The sequence below is a fragment of the Citrobacter sp. MGH105 genome (assembly GCF_001037485.2).
Lineage (GTDB): Bacteria > Pseudomonadota > Gammaproteobacteria > Enterobacterales > Enterobacteriaceae > Citrobacter > Citrobacter portucalensis.
This window is the reverse complement of record NZ_CP073048.1, coordinates 263,156-281,911: the sequence shown is the minus strand read 5'-3', so window position 1 is coordinate 281,911 and position 18,756 is coordinate 263,156. Positions and strand designations below refer to the sequence as shown.

Here is an 18,756-nt window from a genome sequence, read left to right as displayed (position 1 = left end):
GTGCCCGGCAATCCATTTACCGGGCAAATTTCACAAGTGAGCTTTATGTAAAACGCAGCGGGTCCACGCTCAACGTATCGTCTTCGCTTATTCAGACACCTGTGTAGAGACATTAAAGTTGTATCCTTTAACCTGAAAAAGACTTTAAAGTTGTAAAGTTTTAAAAAAACACATACAAAACATGATGCTAAGTGTGTATCACACGCTGTTCCAACATTATGCCTTGATGTTCTTGCAGGAACTGCAATTTACAGGAGGAAAAAGGTGTTTTTGTAGTTATCTGGCGTTACGTGACAGTGTTGGTCAGATACTTCCACCTCTTCAGAGTTAAAGTTTGATATATGGGAAAAAAAACGCTCCCGGACGGGAGCGTAAGCCAGTGACTTCGGCGTCAAATGAGGGTCTAACAAGTGGAGCTGCGGGTTAATTCTGGGTGATCTGACTGCGATGCTTATCAGCCTGCTGCTGGTGAACAACGGAAGACTGACCATTATTCGCCTTCTCATGTACAGCTGCGGCCTTCTCATGCTCGCTCATTTCAGAAAATGACTTTGCTGTTTCGTTGGTAGCTCCGGGTTTAGCTTTCATCATTTTTTTATGCATTTCAGCCATGTCCTGGTGGGCAGCAGAATTGCTGTTTTGCATCATGTCATGGGACATTGCGGCCTGATCGTGACTGCTCATATCCATCATTGTCATGCTGTCTCCCTGAATTGCACTTTTTTCAGCAGATGACTGCATCTGGTGGGCAGGTGCCTGTGCATTATTTACCTGGTCATGCATGTTCATTGTCTCTGCAGCCATGGCAGATGAAGCGGCAGCCATAATGGCAACAAATGATACGAGAATCTTTTTCATGGTTGGGTCTCCGGTGTTTACATACCCAAACAATCAATGGCTTATAACAGAGAAAGCAGTTGATCTCAGGGCGGGTTAATCATCACTCCAGGAACCAGGTGATTGTGTTATCACGCTGCTCCTGATTTATGAATAATTATAAAAAACCGCCTCTGTTTATCGCGTGACTGAATGATGACAATTTTGTCACCTTCCAGGTTTCTCCTGAACAACGGGATTAATCCATTAACAGGCGCACTTTGAACACAATTTCACGCCCCTGCTGTTCTGCTGACAGCTCGCCGCCGTGAGCATGAATGATCGACCTTGTAATTGATAATCCCAGCCCCGCGCCTTCCGTGTTGTAGAACCTTGATGAGTCTGCGCGATAGAACCGGTCAAACAAACGTTCCAGATTAGCGGGAACCTGGCCGGACATCGTATTCGTAATCATCACGTTCACACAGTCACTGTCACGCTCAAGGTGTATCGCTGTACAGGTGTTATCGGGAGAATACTTGATTGCATTGGAAAGCAGGTTACTGAAAGCACGTCGGAGCATATCGCTGTCTCCGGCAACAACGCCCTCTCCTTCAACCGTGATTGTCTTTCCTGTTTCGTCTGCCAGGGGCTCGAACAACTCACGTAATTCATTCAGTTCGGCTGCCAGATCCACATCATGTTTATCCAGCCGCAGCAGACCATGCTCTGAACGTGCCAGAAAAAGCATGTCACTGGTCATTCGTGACAACCTTTTCAGTTCTTCCAGGTTAGCGAATAAAATTTCGCGGTAATGCGAAACATCCCTTTCCTTAGCCAGTGCAAACTGCGTCTGCATCATCAGATTACTGACTGGTGTGCGCAGCTCATGCGCGATGTCAGACGAGAAATCTGACAGTTTCCGGAATGCCCCCTCCAGGCGATCAAACATATTATTGAACTCCTGCATGGTCTCAGAGATTTCCGGCGGAGCCAGATCGGGATTTAGACGCTGATCCAGGCTGTGTACGGTCATGGAGGAAGCCAGACTGGTCATTTCCCGTAGCGGTTTCAGACCAATACGTGTGGTCAGCCAGCCCAGAAAAACAGAAATAAAGACCAGACCGATATTGAACCAGAACAGCCAGGTACTGAGTTTGTCCATAAACAGGGTGTGATACCCAGTATCCGTGGCAACCGTAATGATGACATGTTTGCTTTTACCCTGTTCCGGCGTCACGGCAACCCGCCGCGAGATACTGCGGTACACGGTGTTATTTTCTTCCGTCTGGATCATATAGTCGAGAATATCACCCGACTTATTAAGCAGGACCGCTGGAACAACAGAATTTTTGGCATAGAGTTCAACAATTTTTTCATTTTCCATGTTTTTTATAGAAATGAATAAGCCATTGTGCCCCACCATCGCATCGTTTATTTTTTCTGATAATGACTTAATATCCGTTTTGTTCCTGAACGTCTCTGTTTTAAGAAACTCTTCGGTGAGCTGAAGTTTACCTGTCAGAAAATCGCGGTCCTGATTATCGAAATAGCCATTAAGGGTGCTAATCAGGATAAAACTTGATAACCACCATACCGTAAGCATCACCGCAGAAAAAATCAGGCTCAGGCGTGTGGTCAGGGAAATTTTGAACCTCACTCTTCTCTGATCTCCAGGACATATCCGGCACCGCGAACGGTATGGATCAGTTTTGGCTCAAAGTCATCATCAATTTTACTTCTCAGACGTCTCACGGCGACATCAATCACATTCGTATCACTGTCAAAATTCATGTTCCAGACCAGGGACGAGATAAGACTCCTGGGTAACACTTCTCCGGTGCGTTGCAGCAGCAACTCAAGCAGAACGTATTCTTTACCGGTGAGATGGATCTTCTTCCCCGAACGGATCACGGTCCGGCGCACCATATCAACGGTCATATCGGCGATGGTGCAGACTGTTGCGGCCTGCGAGCGTGCCCGGCGCAGTAGGGTTCTTACACGTGCAACCAGCTCCGTAAAATCAAAGGGCTTAATCAGGTAGTCATCTGCGCCAAGCTCCAGTCCTTTCACTTTGTCCCGCACGTTGTCCTTTGCGGTTAAAAACAGGACCGGTTCTTCGTGCCCGGACTCCCTCAGTGCGCTGATGATTTGCCACCCGTCGAGGAAAGGCAGCATCACGTCCAGTATTATCAAATCATACTGTCCCTTCGACGCGGCCCCGAGACCATCGCGGCCATTATTAAAGAGATCGGCCTGATAGCCTTCCTCAACCAGTCCCTGCTGCAGGTAACGACCTGTTTTTTGTTCGTCTTCAACGATTAAAATACGCTGCATGGTCAACTCGCTGATATGAAAGTAAAAATCTCACGCATGAGCTTTGGCTGTCCCCTAGCTGACCTGAGACGGAGCAAGCATTCCGAGCCACGCTACGGCGCCCAGAATGATAATCGCAACAACGAATTCTGTCAGGATGCTGTTTCGCATCAGGGCAACGCTGCGATCATAATTCCCTTCCCTGACCATAACTTCAAGCCGGGGACCCAGGTGAAACCGGTTTGCTGCAGCCAGAAGAAGCATCAGAACAAACAGAGCCGTCTTGGCAAGCAATATCCTCCCCCAGGAACTGTTGAATAAGGGAGTTAAGTTACCCTCAGCAATATACAGATAGTTGACCAGCGCACTCAGGATCAGGGCTACAACAATCACCGTTCCTGCCGTGGCAAATTTTGCCAGGGAGTCAGATATCACAATGACGCTCTGTGCATTATGCTCGTTTCTGCGCATCAGCAGGATAGCAAATGCAACCAGAGCACCTGTCCAGGCACCTGCAGCGCCGAGATGGGTCAGATCGCTCAGTAAATGGAGATAGTAATGCAGACCGTCATGCATAACGGCGTGTCCTCCCCAGGCAAGTGTAGCCAGCGCCACGCCCCCACTCATCGTCATCAGCAGGCAGGACAATACTCTCTTATTAGTGTAAAGGAACAAAGCACCGAGTGTGGTAAACAGGGCACAGAGCCTGACAATCCAGCTAATACCCACATCAGTTTCTTCTATCACCATCTCGATAACATGGATGGATAATTCTCTGAGGTCAGTTACTCCACTCATGGCATTAGATACCAGGAGCATATTAATGCCAGTAAGAATGATGCCTGTAACAACAGCAAAAGTTATAAACGACCTGAAATTAGTCAGGTTATAGGTTTCATGTCTGACACCGCTTATTCCATATATCTGAAAAAATGGCAATCCAAATATTACCATCAAATCCAGATAAAGAAGAAAACGAATAACAATCATAATCAGGTCGTTCATAATATTACTTCACTGTAAAGGTGTAATTACCGGTAATAGGGTGCGTATCTGAAGAAACCGCGCGCCAGTCAACACGATAAGTGCCAGCGGGTAAAGGCTCTCGCGGAATAATGACCATCGATTTAGGGTCAGCGCCTGGCGCCACTTTTGCCGCGACCGGCATCGGAGAATGTGATGACATGCCTTTCATACCCGTCATCGTTAATTTTGCACCTGAGAATTTCACGGTCAGATTTTCCGAGAAATTAAGCTGAATCTTTTCCGGGGCCGCTACGGCTGAATCAGCCTGTGGCACAGAGCTTTTTAATTCCGGATGGGCCATAGCAGAGAAAGCAACGCCCATAACGAGGCCACCTGTAAGAATGGCTTTATTTAAAATCGACATTTTATTTACCTGTTTAGTTGAGTGTTTTATATCAGTGCGTTAAAACCAGATTCTGGCTCCCGCCAGGAATACTACCTGATGGTCTTTCTCACCTTCTCTTTTCGCCATATCGGATGTTTTCCCGTAAAGTTGATTCCAGGAAACGCCTATATAGGGTGCAAACTCACGGCGTATTTCATAGCGCAGCCGGAGCCCCAGCTCTGTGTCAGTCAGTCCCCTGCCGCGACCCCGCGATTCATCATCCTGACTGTAGAAATTCACCTCATAGGATGGCTGGAGTATGAGCCGGTTAGTCAGTAAAACGTCGTATTCTCCTCCCAGACGAAGGGCTGCTTTTCCGCCATTACTGACAAAACCCGTAATTTCAGACTCAAAATTATAGAGTGCCAGCCCCTGAAAACCGACAGCAGCCCAGGTCCGGGCAGAAGCAGGTCTGAAATCCTGCCTGACACCCGCAACCAAATCCCACCATGGGCCAACCGCATGTCCCCAGAGTAACTGCGCTTCAGCCGCCTCCGTTTCCCCATTGCTTCGTTCACCTTCACTCTTTAGCCAAATCCGATCTGTGTCGCCTCCAATCCAGCTGTTAACACTCCAGCTGAAATTGTTGGTGTTATCCGACCGTTGCCATTCCAGTTGATCCAGCAGAACCAGATAATTAATCGCACTGTCGTGAATCGCATGCCCCTGTAAATTGCCGAATGCAGCCTTCCGGTCGGCATCGGTAACAGGCGGAATTGGCGTTCTGCTCTCAGTTACAATGGGCTCCATTGACGTCATCTCAGTGAAATTCTCATCTGCTGGCATCTGCATGGCAGACATGTCGTGCCCGGCGTGGGGATCTGCAGAGACGGAGCCCGCCGCAATAGAAAGCTGTGAGGTAAACAAACCGGCGACCAGAACAGGTATGGCCTTCAAATTTCTCTTCATTCGCATCATTCCTCCACCCGGACTTCACGAAACATTCCCATTTCCATGTGATAGAGCAAATGGCAGTGATACGCCCAGCGGCCAAGCGCATCTGCTGTCACTCTGTAACTGCGTTTTGTACCAGGGGGAACATCTATTGTGTGTTTACGAACCATGAAATTACCGTTTTCATCTTCCAGATCGCTCCACATACCATGCAGGTGAATGGGGTGAGTCATCATGGTATCGTTGATCAGCGTGATCCTGAGCCGCTCACCGTATTTCAGCAGCACCGGTGCGGCATCTGAAAACTTGATTCCGTTAAATGACCAGGCAAACTTTTCCATGTGGCCGGTTAAATGCAGTTCTATGGTACGGCCAGGTTCACGTCCGTCAGGATCCTCAAAGCGGCTTTTCAAATCCGCGTACGTGAGAACCTTTCTTCCGTTATTTCGAAGACCAATACCCGGATCATTTAATTTCGGAGAGACGCTCATCGCCTGCATATCAACCAGTGGGTTATCCGTTTCTGACGCAGGATGACTTTGCATACCCGGCATTCCGGCCATCCGGGAATGATCCATACCGGCCATGCTGCTGTGATCCATGGGCGCGGAGGATGTCCCGCTATCCGGAAGGTCAGCACCGTCCATAGACATCATCTCTCCGCTGTTATCCATGCCTCCCATCTGGCTGTGGTCCATTCCTGCCATATCATGTCCCATTCCCCCCATACCCATATCTTCCATGGTCAACAGAGGACGGGGATCGAGGGGGGGAACGGCAGCACTTAACCCCTCTCTCGTGGCCAGTGTCCCTCGAGCGTAACCGGTCCTGTCCATGGATTGTGCGAAGATGGTATAGGCCTCACCCTGAGGCTCCACAATGACATCATAGGTTTCGGCAACGGCAATCCTGAATTCGTCAACGGTAACCGGGTTTACATACTGGCCATCTGCAGCCACGACCGTCATTTTCAGCCCGGGGATACGGATATCGAAATAGGTCATTGCCGAGCCGTTGATAAACCGTAAGCGTATCTTTTCACCGGGACGGAACAGTCCGGTCCAGTTTTTCAGCGGGGCCTGCCCGTTCATGAGATAGGTGTAGGTGTAGCCACTGACATCCGCGAGGTCAGTCGGATTCATTTTCATTTCAGCCCACATTTTCCGATCGGCAATGGTGGCTGACAGCCCCCTGGTATTCACGTCGCGGAAAAAAGAGCCAACGGTTGGTTTATTGAAATTGTAGTAATCCGACTGTTTTTTTAATTTTTTCAGCAGGCTGTGAGGATTTTCATCGGTCCAGTCAGACAACATGACCACATGCTCACGATCGTAAGTAAACGGTTCTGGCTCCCCGGCATCGATGATAATGGCACCGTATACCCCCTCCTGTTCCTGCAGACCGGAATGGCTGTGGTACCAGTAAGTCCCGTTCTGCTTAACCTTAAAGGTGTAAACGTAGGTATCATCAGGCTCTATGCCCATAAAACTCAGCCCCGGAACACCATCCATATTGGCCGGAAGAATAATGCCGTGCCAGTGAATGGACGTCTGTTCATTAAGACGGTTTTTGACCTTCAGGGTAATGGTGTCACCTTCTTTCCAGCGAAGAACGGGCCCCGGCAGGCCTCCATTGATTGTTTTGGCCTGACGCTCACTGCCCGTGATATTGACGGCCGTTTCACCAATGGTCAGGTCAAACTGAGTACCCTGCAGGGATGCGGCAACTGGCAGGCTCAGACTGGAACGCGCATTGAAACTCCATACGCCAAGACTTCCGGCTACGCCAGAGAGGGTTAACCCCTTCAGGAAAGTTCGTCGAGACGTTTTCAACAGCATGCGCATTCCCTTATTTAAAGTATGGTTACTGACAGAATTCGAGAACCGATTTAAATTAAATTACTGGTTCATCCACTTACAATGAAATGAATCTAGCACACCTTAAGAAACAAATTCATTACAATCGTGTAATGTACATAGCTGTATTACATTTACGTCATCTTCCCCACAGGTTGATTATTTTTATATATGATCATAAGGACATCTTTTATGTACCTCAGAAGGTAATTACACATGAATATATTAATCACGACCACTGCGTTTACAGCTTTATTTTGTGGGGCAGCTTTTGCTCAGTCCAGTGATATTGCCCATGAAGCACATCGATTTGTTAATAATGCCTCAGCCGTCAGTCATGTGAATTCCTCGACGCATGAAAACTTACCGGACAGGGTTAATAAAAACAACACGCCCTCATTCTCTGAAATGAATGAACATGAAAGGGCCATTGTTGCTCATTCATTTATGAACAACAGCGCGTCCTATGCGCATCAGAAAATGATTGAGGAACATAAAAAAATGCTGTCCGGCAGTGATGCAAATTCAAAGACCTCGTCTTCTTCTTTTAACGAACTGAATGCCGGAGAAAAAGCCGCTCTCGTGCATGAGCAGGTCAATAATGCCGGTGCGGAAGCACATCAGACGCAGGCAAGAAAGCTTCGCGGGCTGTATTCGACCAGGTAACTGCAGGCGGGTTAGTGCTTAGCGTCAGGTGCGCAGCAGGGCTTTACTGACGGGTTACGTAGCAGGACATGAGCCCCATATTGCTCTGCCGTAACCTGTTTCAGTCCCGTTAATCATCACCGTCGGGCTGGTCATACAGTTCCCAGAGCTTCAGGAGCAAACGGGAAACAAGATATGTTACAAAAATGACGACCATCAACGGTGCTCCCGATTAACTGACAGATGACACGCCTCCTGAAAACCCCTAGCATACGCCGCAGTGTTCATGCTAACGGCGAATTCCAGTAAATGTATTCTACCGATGTCGTAAAAGAAAATGCCTACCTTTCAGCCACCCGCTCGGGGCTGGAATCGAACGAGATCGCTACTCTTCAGCGCTCCTTGCCTTCCCGGTTTAATCTGCGGCATTTGAAAAAAAATGAATCATTAAAACTCGTACTGCAAAAGAAAGCGGGAAAATCACGTGTCGTGGCCTATAAATTTACGTCCGGTTCATTTAATTACACGGCGTATCGTATATCAGATAAAAAGTTCTATAACCTTTCCGATACTTCCGGGAAAGGCAGTCTCGATTATCCGTTACCGGCCACAGCAAGACTCAGTTCGCCTTTCAATCCTGCAAGACTTAACCCGGTATCGGGAAAAGTGAGTCCCCATAATGGCATTGATTATTCCATGCCCATGAACACGAAAATAGTCAGCGTCATCGACGGAAAAATCACCCGGGCCGAATACAACAGTACCATGGGATATTTTGTTGAAGTAACGGGAAAAGCCGGTGTTAAAACTCGCTATCTCCACCTCAATAAAATACTCGTTACTAAAGGGGCCAGGGTTACACGGGGAGGTGCTATTGCGTTATCCGGTAACAGCGGACGTTCATCCGGTCCTCATCTGCATTACGAGCTGGTCATCAATAACAACCCTGTTAACTCTCTGGCGTTCCGGGCAGCGGCACCCGCTGATAACAAACTCGAACAGCATGCCTTTGCGCATGCCAGAGACTACGAACGATACCTGGACTGATAACGGGACCGCGACGCGGCCCCGTCTGCCGGATTAATTTTTTTTATCGTTTTCACTTCCGTGATGTTGATGATCTCCATGCCCTCCGTGGCCGTGGAAAAGATGCATTAGCGGGCAGACCAGCAATAACAGATATGGCCAGTAACCTGCCACATGTGACCAGTGTTCGCGCAGGAGGGCAAATGCCGCGATCGCGGCGACAGCAATAAGCGCATAGGTGGTACTTTTCATACTGGACTCCTTCTGTTCGTAACTGACCCTTCACTCAGTGTTATTTCCCGAGCCTGACACTTTTCAGACGCAACGCATTCACAATGACGCTGACGGAGGAAAGAGCCATGGCCGCCGCCGCAATAACTGGCGACAGCAGTATTCCATACACAGGATAAAGCAGACCTGCAGCCACAGGCACGCCAAGTGCGTTGTAGATAAATGCAAAAAACAGATTCTGACGGATATTTTTCATGGTGATCTCTGACAGATGACGGGCCCTGTTCAGTATCATCAAGTCGCCTTTGAGAAGGGTGACTCCGGCACTTTCAATTGCCACATCTGTACCCGTTCCCATGGCTATACCCACGTCAGCCGCTGCCAGCGCCGGGGCATCATTCACACCGTCTCCGGCCATCGCAACCACATGGCCAGACTCTTTCAGTCGGGTTATCACTGCTTTTTTGCCATCCGGCAGAATTCCGGCTTCAACCTCATCTATTCCCAGTTTCCGTGCGACTGCTTCAGCAGTAAGCTGGTTATCCCCGGTGAGCATAACGATGCGGATCCCCGCCTGACGCAAAGCTTTAAGCGCATCCGGCGTGGTTGTTTTCACGGGATCCGAGATAGCTATCAGGCCTGCAAGGTCCCCGTCTGTGGCCACATAGATAACGGTAGCGCCTTCCATCCGCAACGTATCCGCAACGGCCTTTTGATTATCAATAACTATACTGTTTTCCTGCATAGCCAGTTCATTACCAATAACAACCCGTTGACCTTCGACATCGCCTGAGACACCTTTACCCGACGGTGCATCGAAATGAGTGACTGCGGGTATTGCGATCCCCTTTTCCTGTGCTGCTTTAACTACTGCCATACCCAGCGGATGCTGCGAGCCTTTTTCCACTGCGGCTGTTACACGCAAAAGAGATGTTTCCCCACCCGGATTGAGACTGATAATCCCTGTCACCGTAGGCGAACCTTCCGTGAGCGTGCCTGTTTTGTCGACAACCAGCGTGTCCACTTTTTCAAGACGCTCAAGGGCTTCGGCATTCCTGATTAACACCCCGGCCTGGGCTCCTTTGCCCACCCCCACCATTATCGACATCGGCGTGGCCAGCCCCAGCGCGCAGGGACAGGCAATAATCAGGACCGACACAGCCGCAATGAGACCGTGCGCCATCCTGGGCTCGGGCCCCCAGACAGACCAGATCACGAAAGCAACAACCGCGATAAGTATCACCAGAGGAACAAACCAGCCTGAAACGCTGTCAGCCATTCTCTGGATGGGGGCACGCGAACGCTGTGCATCAGCGACCATCTGAACAATTCGTGAGAGCATTGTTTCATCACCGACTTTCTCTGCACGGATGATGAGACTCCCTGTCTGATTAATGGTCCCCCCGATGACAGGGTCACCCTCCGTTTTGGTAACCGGCATAGATTCCCCGGTCACCATCGATTCATCAACGGTTGTTTTGCCTTCGATCACGATACCGTCGACCGGAATACTCTCTCCAGGTCTGATGCGGAGCTTATCGCCAGGCAGGACATCTTCCGCATTAATATCCGTTTCATGACCGTCATGATCCAGCCGTCTGGCGGTTTTGGGGGCAAGGTTCAGAAGCGCAGTAATGGCGCCTGAGGTTTGTTCCCGTGCCCGCAGCTCAAGAACCTGTCCCAGCAGAACAAGCACCGTAATAACTGCTGCGGCTTCAAAATAAACGGCCACCAGGCCATCCATGTTTCTGAACGATGCAGGAAACCAGGAGGGGAAGACGGTTGCAATGACGCTGTAAACCCAGGCTACGCCGGTCCCCATTGCAACAAGGGTAAACATATTCAGGGAGCGGTTACGTAACGACATTCCGGCCCGGGCGAAGAATGGCCAGCCACACCACAACACGACAGGGGAGGCCAGAAGCAGCTGCAGCCATGTGTTGTACTGTGGCGGTACTGTATTCCTCAACTCGGGAAACAGATGAGATCCCATTTCGAGTACCAGAACCGGAAACGCCAGCAACAACCCCAGCCAGAAGCGTCTTGTCATGTCGTGAAGTTCATCACTCGGCCCCGTGGATGCCGTAGCTACGAGCGGCTCCAGTGCCATTCCACAGACAGGACAGCTTCCGGGACCACTGCGGCGTATCTCCGGGTGCATCGGACATGTCCACACACCTTCAGAATTCTCTTTTTCCGCCTGGTGGTGAGGCTGTTTTATCTGATCAGGGCTGACTTCGTGATGATCGTGGTGATGGTGATGGGAATGTTCACTGGCATCTTCGGTAAGATAACGATCGGGATGGGCTTTAAATTTACTCTCACAGCTGGCGGAGCAGAAATAAAGTTGATGGTCCTGGTATCGAATGCTGCTGTGCGCCCTGTCGGGCAGGATGGCCATCCCGCACACGGGATCTCTCACCTTATGCAATACGTGGCCCTCGTCCGGGGATAATGTCTGCTCAGAAGCAGTCTGGTTGTTGTGTTGCACTGCATTGTCATTTTTCACAGTAACTCTCCTTATGCATACCGAAGCATCTTCTGTCTTCAGGGTATGTCATGGATGCGATTACCACGAATATCGCCGGCACAGGAGTGCCTGCTACCGGCGTCCCGTTATCAGCCGTTCCGCTGACTATTCGATTCGCTGGAAGACTTTTTTACTTCCATCCGGTGAGAATGCGATAACATCGTAAGCCTCTTTTCGGGCTCCCATCTCCATTCCAGGACTTCCTGCTGGCATACCGGGGGTGGCGAGACCGTATATACCTGAACCAGACTGCATTGCCTTATGTATCGTTGTCGCAGGCACATGGCCTTCAATGATCAAATTACCGGCAACCGCGGTATGACAACTTCGCAGTCCTGCAGGAATAGCATGCTTTTCTTTCAGGGCTGACAGCGCCTGATCATTCATGACGTGAGTTCGTACTTCAAACCCGTCTTTTTCCATCGCCTTGCCCCACAGGGAACAACAGCCACAGTTTTCAGATTTGTACATATCAATCACTTTTTCACTCGCCATCGCGGGCAGTGAAAGGCCGAGAGCCAGCGCCATCAGAACCACTTTTTTCATACTCACCTCTGTATATTATCGATTTAAACCCTGACGTCAGGGTGAATCAGTAAAGAAGGACACCCACAGGGGGTGCCCTTTCAGGTTCAGGACACGCTTTTTTTATGTCTGCGCAGCCAGATTAATTTGTAGGCGGCAGGAATAATGAACAGGGACAGCAGCGGAGCCGTGATCATCCCACCAATCATGGGTGCCGCGATACGGCTCATGACTTCTGAACCTGCACCGGTTCCCCAGAGTATTGGCAGCAGACCCGCAATGATCACCGCCACGGTCATGGCTTTCGGCCGGACACGCAGTACGGCACCATGATAGAGGGCTTCATCAAGGCCTTCCGGTGTGAACGTCTCTTTACGGGACAATTCCGGGTGCGCTTCAATGGCATGACGCAGATACATCAGCATGACCACGCCAAACTCTGCTGCCACCCCGGCCAGAGCGATAAACCCCGTTCCGGTTGCGACAGACATATGGAAGCCCTGCCAGTACAGGAACCATATCCCGCCAACCAGGGCGAACGGCAGGCTCATCAGGATCAGCAGGGCTTCATCAACCCGGCGGAATGCCAGATACAACAGGATGAAGATGATCATCACCGTCATCGGCACCATCAGCTTCAGTTTCTTGTTGGCATGCTCAAGCAGTTCAAACTGTCCGGAGAATGACACGCTGGTACCCGGTCTCAGTTTCACTTTCTGACTGATCGCCGTTTTAATGTCATTAACCACCGACACCATATCCCTGCCGCGCGCGTCAATGTAAATCCAGCTGGCTGGACGGGCATTTTCCGTTTTCAGCATAGTCGGCCCGGAAACGACCTTAATATCCGCAACATCGCCCAGCGTGATCTGCTGCTTCATCGGGGTCAGGATCGGCATCTGTTTCAGGGCCTGCGGGCTGTTCCGGTAATCCTGCGGATAGCGGATATTAATCGGGTACCGGGCCACGCCTTCAACCGTTTCCCCTACCGTCGCGCCGCCGATGGCTGATGAGATGAACAGCTGCACATCGCCCACCGTCATTCCGTAGCGGGAGGCTTTTTCCCGGTTGATATCCACATCAATGTAGCGCCCGCCTTCCAGTCGCTCTGCGAGAGCAGACACTACGCCGGGTACGGTTTTGGCGACCGCTTCGATACTCTGCGCCGTTGCATCGATATCGGACAGAACCGTTCCGGACACCTTGATACCTATCGGGCTTTTGATCCCGGTTGAGAGCATATCAATACGGTTACGGATTGGCGGCACCCAGAGGTTTGCCAGCCCCGGTAAACGGACGGTCCTGTCGAGTTCTTCAATAATCTTGTCAATCGTCATGCCTGGACGCCACTGATCCTCAGGTTTGAGCTGGATCGTGGTTTCAACCATTTCGAGCGGTGCGGAATCCGTGGCGGTCTCTGCTTTACCGGTCTTGCCAAATACAGAGGCCACTTCAGGAACGCTTTTGATTAACTTGTCCGTCGTCTGCAGGAGCGCTGCAGCTTCAGCCGGAGAGACACCCGGCAGGGTCGACGGCATATACAACAGGTCGCCCTCGTTAATCTTCGGCAGAAACTCACCGCCCACCTGGCTCAGCGGCCAGATAACGGTGAAAATGGACAAGGCCGCAACCAGCAGGGTTGTTTTTGGCCAGTGGAGAACCCGCAACAGCAATGGATGATACGCTTTGATCAGTACCCGGTTCAGGGGGTTACTGGTCTCTGCAGGAATTTTCCCCCGGATCCAGAATCCCATCAGAATCGGAATGACGATGATGGCCAGCGCGGCCGCGCCCGCCATGGAGTACGTTTTCGTGAATGCCAGCGGGCCAAACAGACGTCCTTCCTGACCTTCCAGGGTAAAGATAGGAATAAAGGACAGGGTGATGATCAGCAGGCTGATAAACAGTGCGGGTCCCACTTCAACGGAGGCATCGGTAATCACCTTCCAGCGGGTGGCGTTGTCAATCTGCTCACCCGGATGCTGATGATCCCACTCCTCAAGCCGCTTATGCGCATTCTCAATCATCACAATGGCGGCATCCACCATCGCACCGACGGCAATCGCTATCCCTCCCAGCGACATGATATTGGCGTTCAGTCCCTGGAAGTGCATGACGATAAAGGCGATACACAGACCAAGCGGCAGAGAGATAATCGCCACCAGGGCAGAACGTACGTGCCACAGGAACAGGGCACAGACGATGGCCACCACGATAAACTCTTCCAGAAGTTTGGAACTGAGGTTATCAATCGCCCGGTCGATGAGCTGGCTGCGATCGTAGGTGGTCACGATTTCAACGCCTTCCGGCAGGCTGGCCTTCAGCGTCTCAAGTTTATCCCTCACTGCCGTGATAACGTCGCGTGCATTTTTACCCGACCGCAGGATCACCACGCCGCCAGCGACTTCGCCCTGGCCGTTCAGCTCGGCAATACCACGCCGCATTTCAGGCCCGGTCTGCACGCGGGCAACATCCCGCAGATAAACCGGCACGCCGTTCTCGCCTGTTTTCAGGACGATGTTATTAAAATCATCAATGCTCTGAAGATAACCGCTGGCACGGACCATATACTCAGCTTCGGCCATTTCAACGGATGAGCCACCGGCCTCCTGGTTAGACGATTCAAGGGCCTGTTTCACTTCGGGCAGGCTGATACCATACTGAGACAATTTTACCGGATTGACCTGAATCTGGTACTGTTTCACCACGCCGCCAACCGAAGCGACCTCAGCCACGTTCGGGATGGTTTTCAGCTCAAATTTCAGGAACCAGTCCTGCAGAGAACGCAGTTCTGAAAGGTCGTGTTTTCCGCTGCGATCGACAAGGGCATATTCAAATATCCAGCCCACCCCCGTGGCGTCCGGACCGATTTCAGAACTCACACCGGCGGGCAGTTTTCCCTGTACCTGGTTCAGGTACTCCAGCACGCGGGAACGGGCCCAGTACAGATCGGTGCCGTCTTCAAAAATGACATACACATACGAATCACCGAACTGTGAAAAACCACGCACGGTTTTTGCGCCAGGCACGGACAGCATGGTGGTGGTAAGTGGATAGGTGACCTGGTTTTCTACAATCTGCGGGGCCTGGCCGGGATAGCTGGTTTTGATAATGACCTGCACATCTGACAGGTCAGGCAAGGCATCGACAGGCGTGTTAATAATCGTCCATGTGCCCCAGATGCTGAGAAACAGGGCCCCCATCATGACCAGGAAACGGTTGGCGACAGAGCGCCGGATAATCCATTCAATCATCGTCGTCTCCTCAGTGCCCTGAATGCATATTTACAGGCTGGTCAGACATTGCTGGCATACTGCTTTCTGTTTTTTCAGGGTGGCGCATACGTTCCAGTGCGCCCGTAATATTGGCTTCAGAGTCAATGAGGAACAGGCCACTGACCACCACGGTATCGCCTTCATTCAGGCCGGAGCCGATGCCGGACTGTTGCTGTGACTCATGCAGAACGTGGATCTGTTTCGGCACAAACTTGCCTTCATCATCAACAGTAATCACGCGCTGTTCTTTGCCGGTATCGATAACGGCCTGGCTTGGTATCAGCAGCATCTCCTGGCTTCTGGTATTCAGTTTCAGATAGGCATTCATGCCCGGCTTGAGAAACTCATCCTTATTAGAAACCTGGAGACGGACCTGAAGCGTACGGGTTGTCTGATCCACGCTGGGAAGAATATTCCATTTTTCGACATGGAATGTTTTATCCGGATAAGCCGGTACCGAAATTTCAAACTGCGACGTATCTTTCAGCAGATAGGCGATAGATTCTGGCACTGCAGCGCTGATCCAGACCGGGTCCATTCCCTGAATCTGAGCCACCACCTTATCTTTCGAAATATTCATGCCGGTGCGCAGGTCAAATGCAGTAATGACACCATCAATAGGTGCTTTAATGGTAAAACGGGTCTGAATGCTCCGGGTAGAACGCAGTCTCTGAATATCCTCTTCCGGCATACCTGCCAGGCGAAGCCGTTCCAGAACGCCTTTAATTTGCGTGGAAGTACCACCGGTGCTGGATAACAGAAGGAATTCACTCTGTGCTTCCACCCAGTCCGGAATGGTAATATCGATAAGTGGCGTCCCCTTCTTCACATGATCGCCAATCGTCATGGGGTAGACTTTTTCGACAAACCCGTCAGAACGCGCCTGCACAATAACAAACTGATACTCGTTATAGCTGACATTAGCCGGGATTGTCTGAGAATAATTCAGCATTCCTCGCGTGACTTTTTGCGTTTTTAATCCCAGATTCTGAACCTGGGTTGGGTCGATACGGATCCCGCCACTGCTTTTATCGCCACTGTCATCAGCATATTTTGGCACCAGGTCCATATCCATAAAGGGCGATTTTCCGGGTTTATCAAATTTGGTATCCGGTTTCATTGGGTCATACCAGAAAAGCACCTTTCGTTCCGGTGCCTTTTGTTCTGTTTTTTCTGTCTTTTGTGCTGAGTTTACATACTGCCAGGCAGTAACCGATATCAGCCCCCCTGCTATGAGGCTGCTGATAATTATTGCAGCATATTTTATCTTTAAAGAAGCCATACAATTTTCCGCTAAAAAATCAAAACACCTGGCATATGCGCCTGACGGTTAACTCACACATATACCTATGTGAATGTACAGGCGCACAGGATGTAATCGCTCCGGACAGCCAATCAGGACTGCGTCACGTTAATGCTTTTGAGTAAGGAGATATTGCCCTGCTGAATAAACGAGAAATCGACATGGTTGCCTGTTTTCAGGGCATTAATAGCATCGTCTGCATTAACAAAAGTAAAGCGCATGGTCATTGCAGGCCAGCCCACCGCTGGAATTGCTTCATGCGAAATGGTGATTTTCTTAGTATTCATATCAATGTCTTTAACGACACCGGTGCCCTTGATAACTTGCTGTACCGAAGCATCACTGGCAGTATTCATATCGCCATGCTGATGTGTTTCAGCATGAAGGCCGGCAGAAAACATGACAGAGAAGGCACCAAATAAAACGGCTTTAAGTGAATTACGCATTTTAATTTCCTGATTAATTAAATAAATTTACTCTACCCAACCGCCACCCAGCGCGGTAAACAGATTAATTTCGTTAACCTGCCGGGAATAGGTAAGATCGAGAATGGTTTGCTGGGTAGCGAAGAGGGAACGTTCTGCATCCAGCACTTCGATGTAACTGACAGCACCACTTGCATACAATCCTCTGGCACGCTGGAGAGTTATCTGAAGTGAATCAAGATAACGCTGCTGTGACTCAAGTTGCTGGCTAAGGCTGTCGCGCAGCGCAAGCGTGTCGGAAACATCCTTAAAGGCTGACTGAATTTTTTGTTCGTAATTAACCACCGACTGTTGCTGGCGAATTTCAGCCAGCTTCAGATTGGCTTTATTCCTGCCAGCATTAAATATAGGAATTTCAATTTTAGGGATAAAATTCCACATTCCACTTCCTGACGTAAACAGGCTGGACAGCTCCGTACTGCTTGCGGAAAGACCACTGGTCAGGGTAATTGAGGGGAAAAAGGCCGCTCGCGCTGCGCCAATATTGGCATCAGCCGCTTTCAGCTGATATTCCGCTTCCATAATATCCGGTCGCTGCAGCAAAATTTGTGAAGACAGATTTGGTGGCAATTTTACTGGGGCTATCTCCCCGCCTTTCATCCCTTTTTCTGACGGAAGTGCGCGGTACGTTCCCAGCACCAGTTGCAGGGCATTGTTTGCCTGAGCCAGATCGCCTTCTCGTTTGGCTATTTCGGCGCGGGTACTTTCGATTTGTCCTCGCGCCTGTTCAAGTGCCAGAACGTTCGTACTCCCGGTCACGAGCTGCTGCTCAACGAAAGCATAGGACTGTTGATAATTTTTCAGCGTTTCCCGCGCAATACGAAGTTGTTCGTACGCCAGTTGCTGGCTGAAATAGCTTTGTGAAACGTTGGATACCAGCAGGATGTGTACGGCCCGACGGGCTTCTTCGCTGGCAAAGTAGTTCTGGCGATCAGCATCACTCATGTTCTTAAGTTTGCCGAAAAAATCGAGCTCATAGCTGAGCTCCAGTCTCGCGTCGTACTCCTGTGTGGTCGGCTTGTCACCTTTCAGACCACCGCTGTATGTTATCCCGGATGAGGCATTCAGCTGGGGATAACGATCTGCATCCGTGACGTTGAACTGGGCTCGGGCCTCTTCAACCTTCAGGGCAGCCATTCTCAAATCACGGTTATTAGTCAGAGCTTCACCGATCAACCGGGTAACCTGGGGATCGACAAAAAAGTTACGCCAGCCCGTATCCTGATAGCCATTTACCGCTGGCGTCAGGCTGTTATGGGACAGTGAAAACTGCTGGGGTACCGGTGCTGCGGGCCGCTGATATTCAGGCGCAAGCGACACGCAGCCTGCCAGGATGAATATCGTGCTAATGCTGAGTAATTTTAATTTGAACATAACGCTTCTCGTCCAGGCAGACCTGGTAAATGGTTCAAATGAAGTCCAGAGTATTGATAGGGGTACTTT

The 18,756-nt window shown here is 50.3% G+C and carries 16 protein-coding genes; 2 read left to right on the top strand and 14 right to left on the bottom strand.

What is annotated here, in order from left to right; genetic code table 11:
* Nucleotides 1-423: 423 nt before the first annotated feature.
* From pcoE to pcoA, 7 genes are all read right to left on the bottom strand, one after another.
* On the bottom strand, nt 424-858 hold the full coding sequence (pcoE, locus tag SK35_RS01285) for a copper resistance system metallochaperone PcoE (protein ID WP_000723069.1): 435 nt from the start codon (nt 856-858) through the stop codon (nt 424-426).
* A gap of 217 nt (nt 859-1,075) precedes the next feature.
* Complete coding sequence (gene pcoS, locus SK35_RS01280) at nt 1,076-2,476, bottom strand: copper resistance membrane spanning protein PcoS (protein ID WP_001211180.1); 1,401 nt, start codon at nt 2,474-2,476, stop codon at nt 1,076-1,078.
* The gene (pcoR, locus tag SK35_RS01275) at nt 2,473-3,153 is read right to left on the bottom strand and encodes a copper response regulator transcription factor PcoR (RefSeq protein ID WP_001188930.1); all 681 of its coding nucleotides are present in this window, start codon (nt 3,151-3,153) and stop codon (nt 2,473-2,475) included. The genes pcoS and pcoR overlap by 4 nt, the downstream gene beginning before the upstream one ends.
* A gap of 54 nt (nt 3,154-3,207) precedes the next feature.
* Complete coding sequence (gene pcoD / locus SK35_RS01270) at nt 3,208-4,086, bottom strand: copper resistance inner membrane protein PcoD (RefSeq protein ID WP_229692861.1); 879 nt, start codon at nt 4,084-4,086, stop codon at nt 3,208-3,210.
* A 55-nt stretch (nt 4,087-4,141) separates the two neighbouring features.
* Nucleotides 4,142-4,522: a copper resistance system metallochaperone PcoC gene (gene pcoC, locus SK35_RS01265; RefSeq protein WP_000025662.1), complete on the bottom strand. Its 381-nt coding sequence runs from the start codon at nt 4,520-4,522 to the stop codon at nt 4,142-4,144.
* Between the two features lie 39 nt (nt 4,523-4,561).
* Complete coding sequence (pcoB, locus tag SK35_RS01260; protein WP_001378118.1) at nt 4,562-5,452, bottom strand: copper resistance outer membrane transporter PcoB; 891 nt, start codon at nt 5,450-5,452, stop codon at nt 4,562-4,564.
* A 5-nt stretch (nt 5,453-5,457) separates the two neighbouring features.
* Complete coding sequence (gene pcoA, locus SK35_RS01255) at nt 5,458-7,275, bottom strand: multicopper oxidase PcoA (RefSeq protein WP_000925240.1); 1,818 nt, start codon at nt 7,273-7,275, stop codon at nt 5,458-5,460.
* A gap of 234 nt (nt 7,276-7,509) precedes the next feature.
* On the opposite strand from pcoA, the gene SK35_RS01250 reads away from it, so the two are divergent.
* Both SK35_RS01250 and SK35_RS01245 read left to right on the top strand, forming a co-directional pair.
* The gene (locus tag SK35_RS01250; RefSeq protein WP_001023257.1) at nt 7,510-7,959 is read left to right on the top strand and encodes a copper resistance protein; all 450 of its coding nucleotides are present in this window, start codon (nt 7,510-7,512) and stop codon (nt 7,957-7,959) included.
* Between the two features lie 288 nt (nt 7,960-8,247).
* Nucleotides 8,248-8,985 carry a peptidoglycan DD-metalloendopeptidase family protein gene (locus SK35_RS01245; protein WP_000287501.1) on the top strand — a complete coding sequence of 246 codons (738 nt, stop codon included), beginning with the start codon at nt 8,248-8,250 and terminating at the stop codon, nt 8,983-8,985.
* 33 nt (nt 8,986-9,018) lie between these two features.
* On the opposite strand, the gene SK35_RS01240 is transcribed toward SK35_RS01245, so the two are convergent.
* From SK35_RS01240 to silC, 7 genes are all read right to left on the bottom strand, one after another.
* Nucleotides 9,019-9,216 carry a DUF2933 domain-containing protein gene (locus tag SK35_RS01240; RefSeq protein ID WP_000843494.1) on the bottom strand — a complete coding sequence of 66 codons (198 nt, stop codon included), beginning with the start codon at nt 9,214-9,216 and terminating at the stop codon, nt 9,019-9,021.
* A gap of 40 nt (nt 9,217-9,256) precedes the next feature.
* The gene (silP, locus tag SK35_RS01235) at nt 9,257-11,704 is read right to left on the bottom strand and encodes an Ag(+)-translocating P-type ATPase SilP (RefSeq protein ID WP_001353604.1); all 2,448 of its coding nucleotides are present in this window, start codon (nt 11,702-11,704) and stop codon (nt 9,257-9,259) included.
* Nucleotides 11,705-11,830: 126 nt separating this feature from the next.
* On the bottom strand, nt 11,831-12,271 hold the full coding sequence (locus SK35_RS01230) for a DUF411 domain-containing protein (protein WP_000758228.1): 441 nt from the start codon (nt 12,269-12,271) through the stop codon (nt 11,831-11,833).
* 86 nt (nt 12,272-12,357) lie between these two features.
* A complete protein-coding gene (silA, locus tag SK35_RS01225) occupies nt 12,358-15,504 on the bottom strand; it encodes a Cu(+)/Ag(+) efflux RND transporter permease subunit SilA (RefSeq protein ID WP_000574029.1) in 3,147 nt (1,048 codons plus the stop codon).
* A gap of 10 nt (nt 15,505-15,514) precedes the next feature.
* Nucleotides 15,515-16,807 (bottom strand): Cu(+)/Ag(+) efflux RND transporter periplasmic adaptor subunit SilB, encoded by a 1,293-nt coding sequence (silB, locus tag SK35_RS01220; protein ID WP_000157620.1) that lies wholly within the window; start codon nt 16,805-16,807, stop codon nt 15,515-15,517.
* A gap of 113 nt (nt 16,808-16,920) precedes the next feature.
* Complete coding sequence (gene cusF, locus SK35_RS01215) at nt 16,921-17,274, bottom strand: cation efflux system protein CusF (RefSeq protein WP_001246155.1); 354 nt, start codon at nt 17,272-17,274, stop codon at nt 16,921-16,923.
* Between the two features lie 27 nt (nt 17,275-17,301).
* Nucleotides 17,302-18,687 carry a Cu(+)/Ag(+) efflux RND transporter outer membrane channel SilC gene (silC, locus tag SK35_RS01210; RefSeq protein ID WP_000475506.1) on the bottom strand — a complete coding sequence of 462 codons (1,386 nt, stop codon included), beginning with the start codon at nt 18,685-18,687 and terminating at the stop codon, nt 17,302-17,304.
* Nucleotides 18,688-18,756 lie beyond the last annotated feature (69 nt).

Excerpts from the sequence above, each read along its gene's own strand:
- pcoE (WP_000723069.1), bottom strand. The coding sequence starts at position 858 with ATGAAAAAGATTCTCGTATCATTTGTTGCCATTATGGCTGCCGCTTCA.
- pcoR (WP_001188930.1), bottom strand. The coding sequence starts at position 3,153 with ATGCAGCGTATTTTAATCGTTGAAGACGAACAAAAAACAGGTCGTTAC.
- pcoD (WP_229692861.1), bottom strand. The coding sequence starts at position 4,086 with ATGGTAATATTTGGATTGCCATTTTTTCAGATATATGGAATAAGCGGT.
- pcoC (WP_000025662.1), bottom strand. The coding sequence starts at position 4,522 with ATGTCGATTTTAAATAAAGCCATTCTTACAGGTGGCCTCGTTATGGGC.
- pcoB (WP_001378118.1), bottom strand. The coding sequence starts at position 5,452 with ATGAAGAGAAATTTGAAGGCCATACCTGTTCTGGTCGCCGGTTTGTTT.
- pcoA (WP_000925240.1), bottom strand. The coding sequence starts at position 7,275 with ATGCTGTTGAAAACGTCTCGACGAACTTTCCTGAAGGGGTTAACCCTC.
- SK35_RS01250 (WP_001023257.1), top strand. The coding sequence starts at position 7,510 with ATGAATATATTAATCACGACCACTGCGTTTACAGCTTTATTTTGTGGG.
- SK35_RS01245 (WP_000287501.1), top strand. The coding sequence starts at position 8,248 with ATGTATTCTACCGATGTCGTAAAAGAAAATGCCTACCTTTCAGCCACC.
- SK35_RS01240 (WP_000843494.1), bottom strand. The coding sequence starts at position 9,216 with ATGAAAAGTACCACCTATGCGCTTATTGCTGTCGCCGCGATCGCGGCA.
- SK35_RS01230 (WP_000758228.1), bottom strand. The coding sequence starts at position 12,271 with ATGAAAAAAGTGGTTCTGATGGCGCTGGCTCTCGGCCTTTCACTGCCC.
- silA (WP_000574029.1), bottom strand. The coding sequence starts at position 15,504 with ATGATTGAATGGATTATCCGGCGCTCTGTCGCCAACCGTTTCCTGGTC.
- silB (WP_000157620.1), bottom strand. The coding sequence starts at position 16,807 with ATGGCTTCTTTAAAGATAAAATATGCTGCAATAATTATCAGCAGCCTC.
- cusF (WP_001246155.1), bottom strand. The coding sequence starts at position 17,274 with ATGCGTAATTCACTTAAAGCCGTTTTATTTGGTGCCTTCTCTGTCATG.
- silC (WP_000475506.1), bottom strand. The coding sequence starts at position 18,687 with ATGTTCAAATTAAAATTACTCAGCATTAGCACGATATTCATCCTGGCA.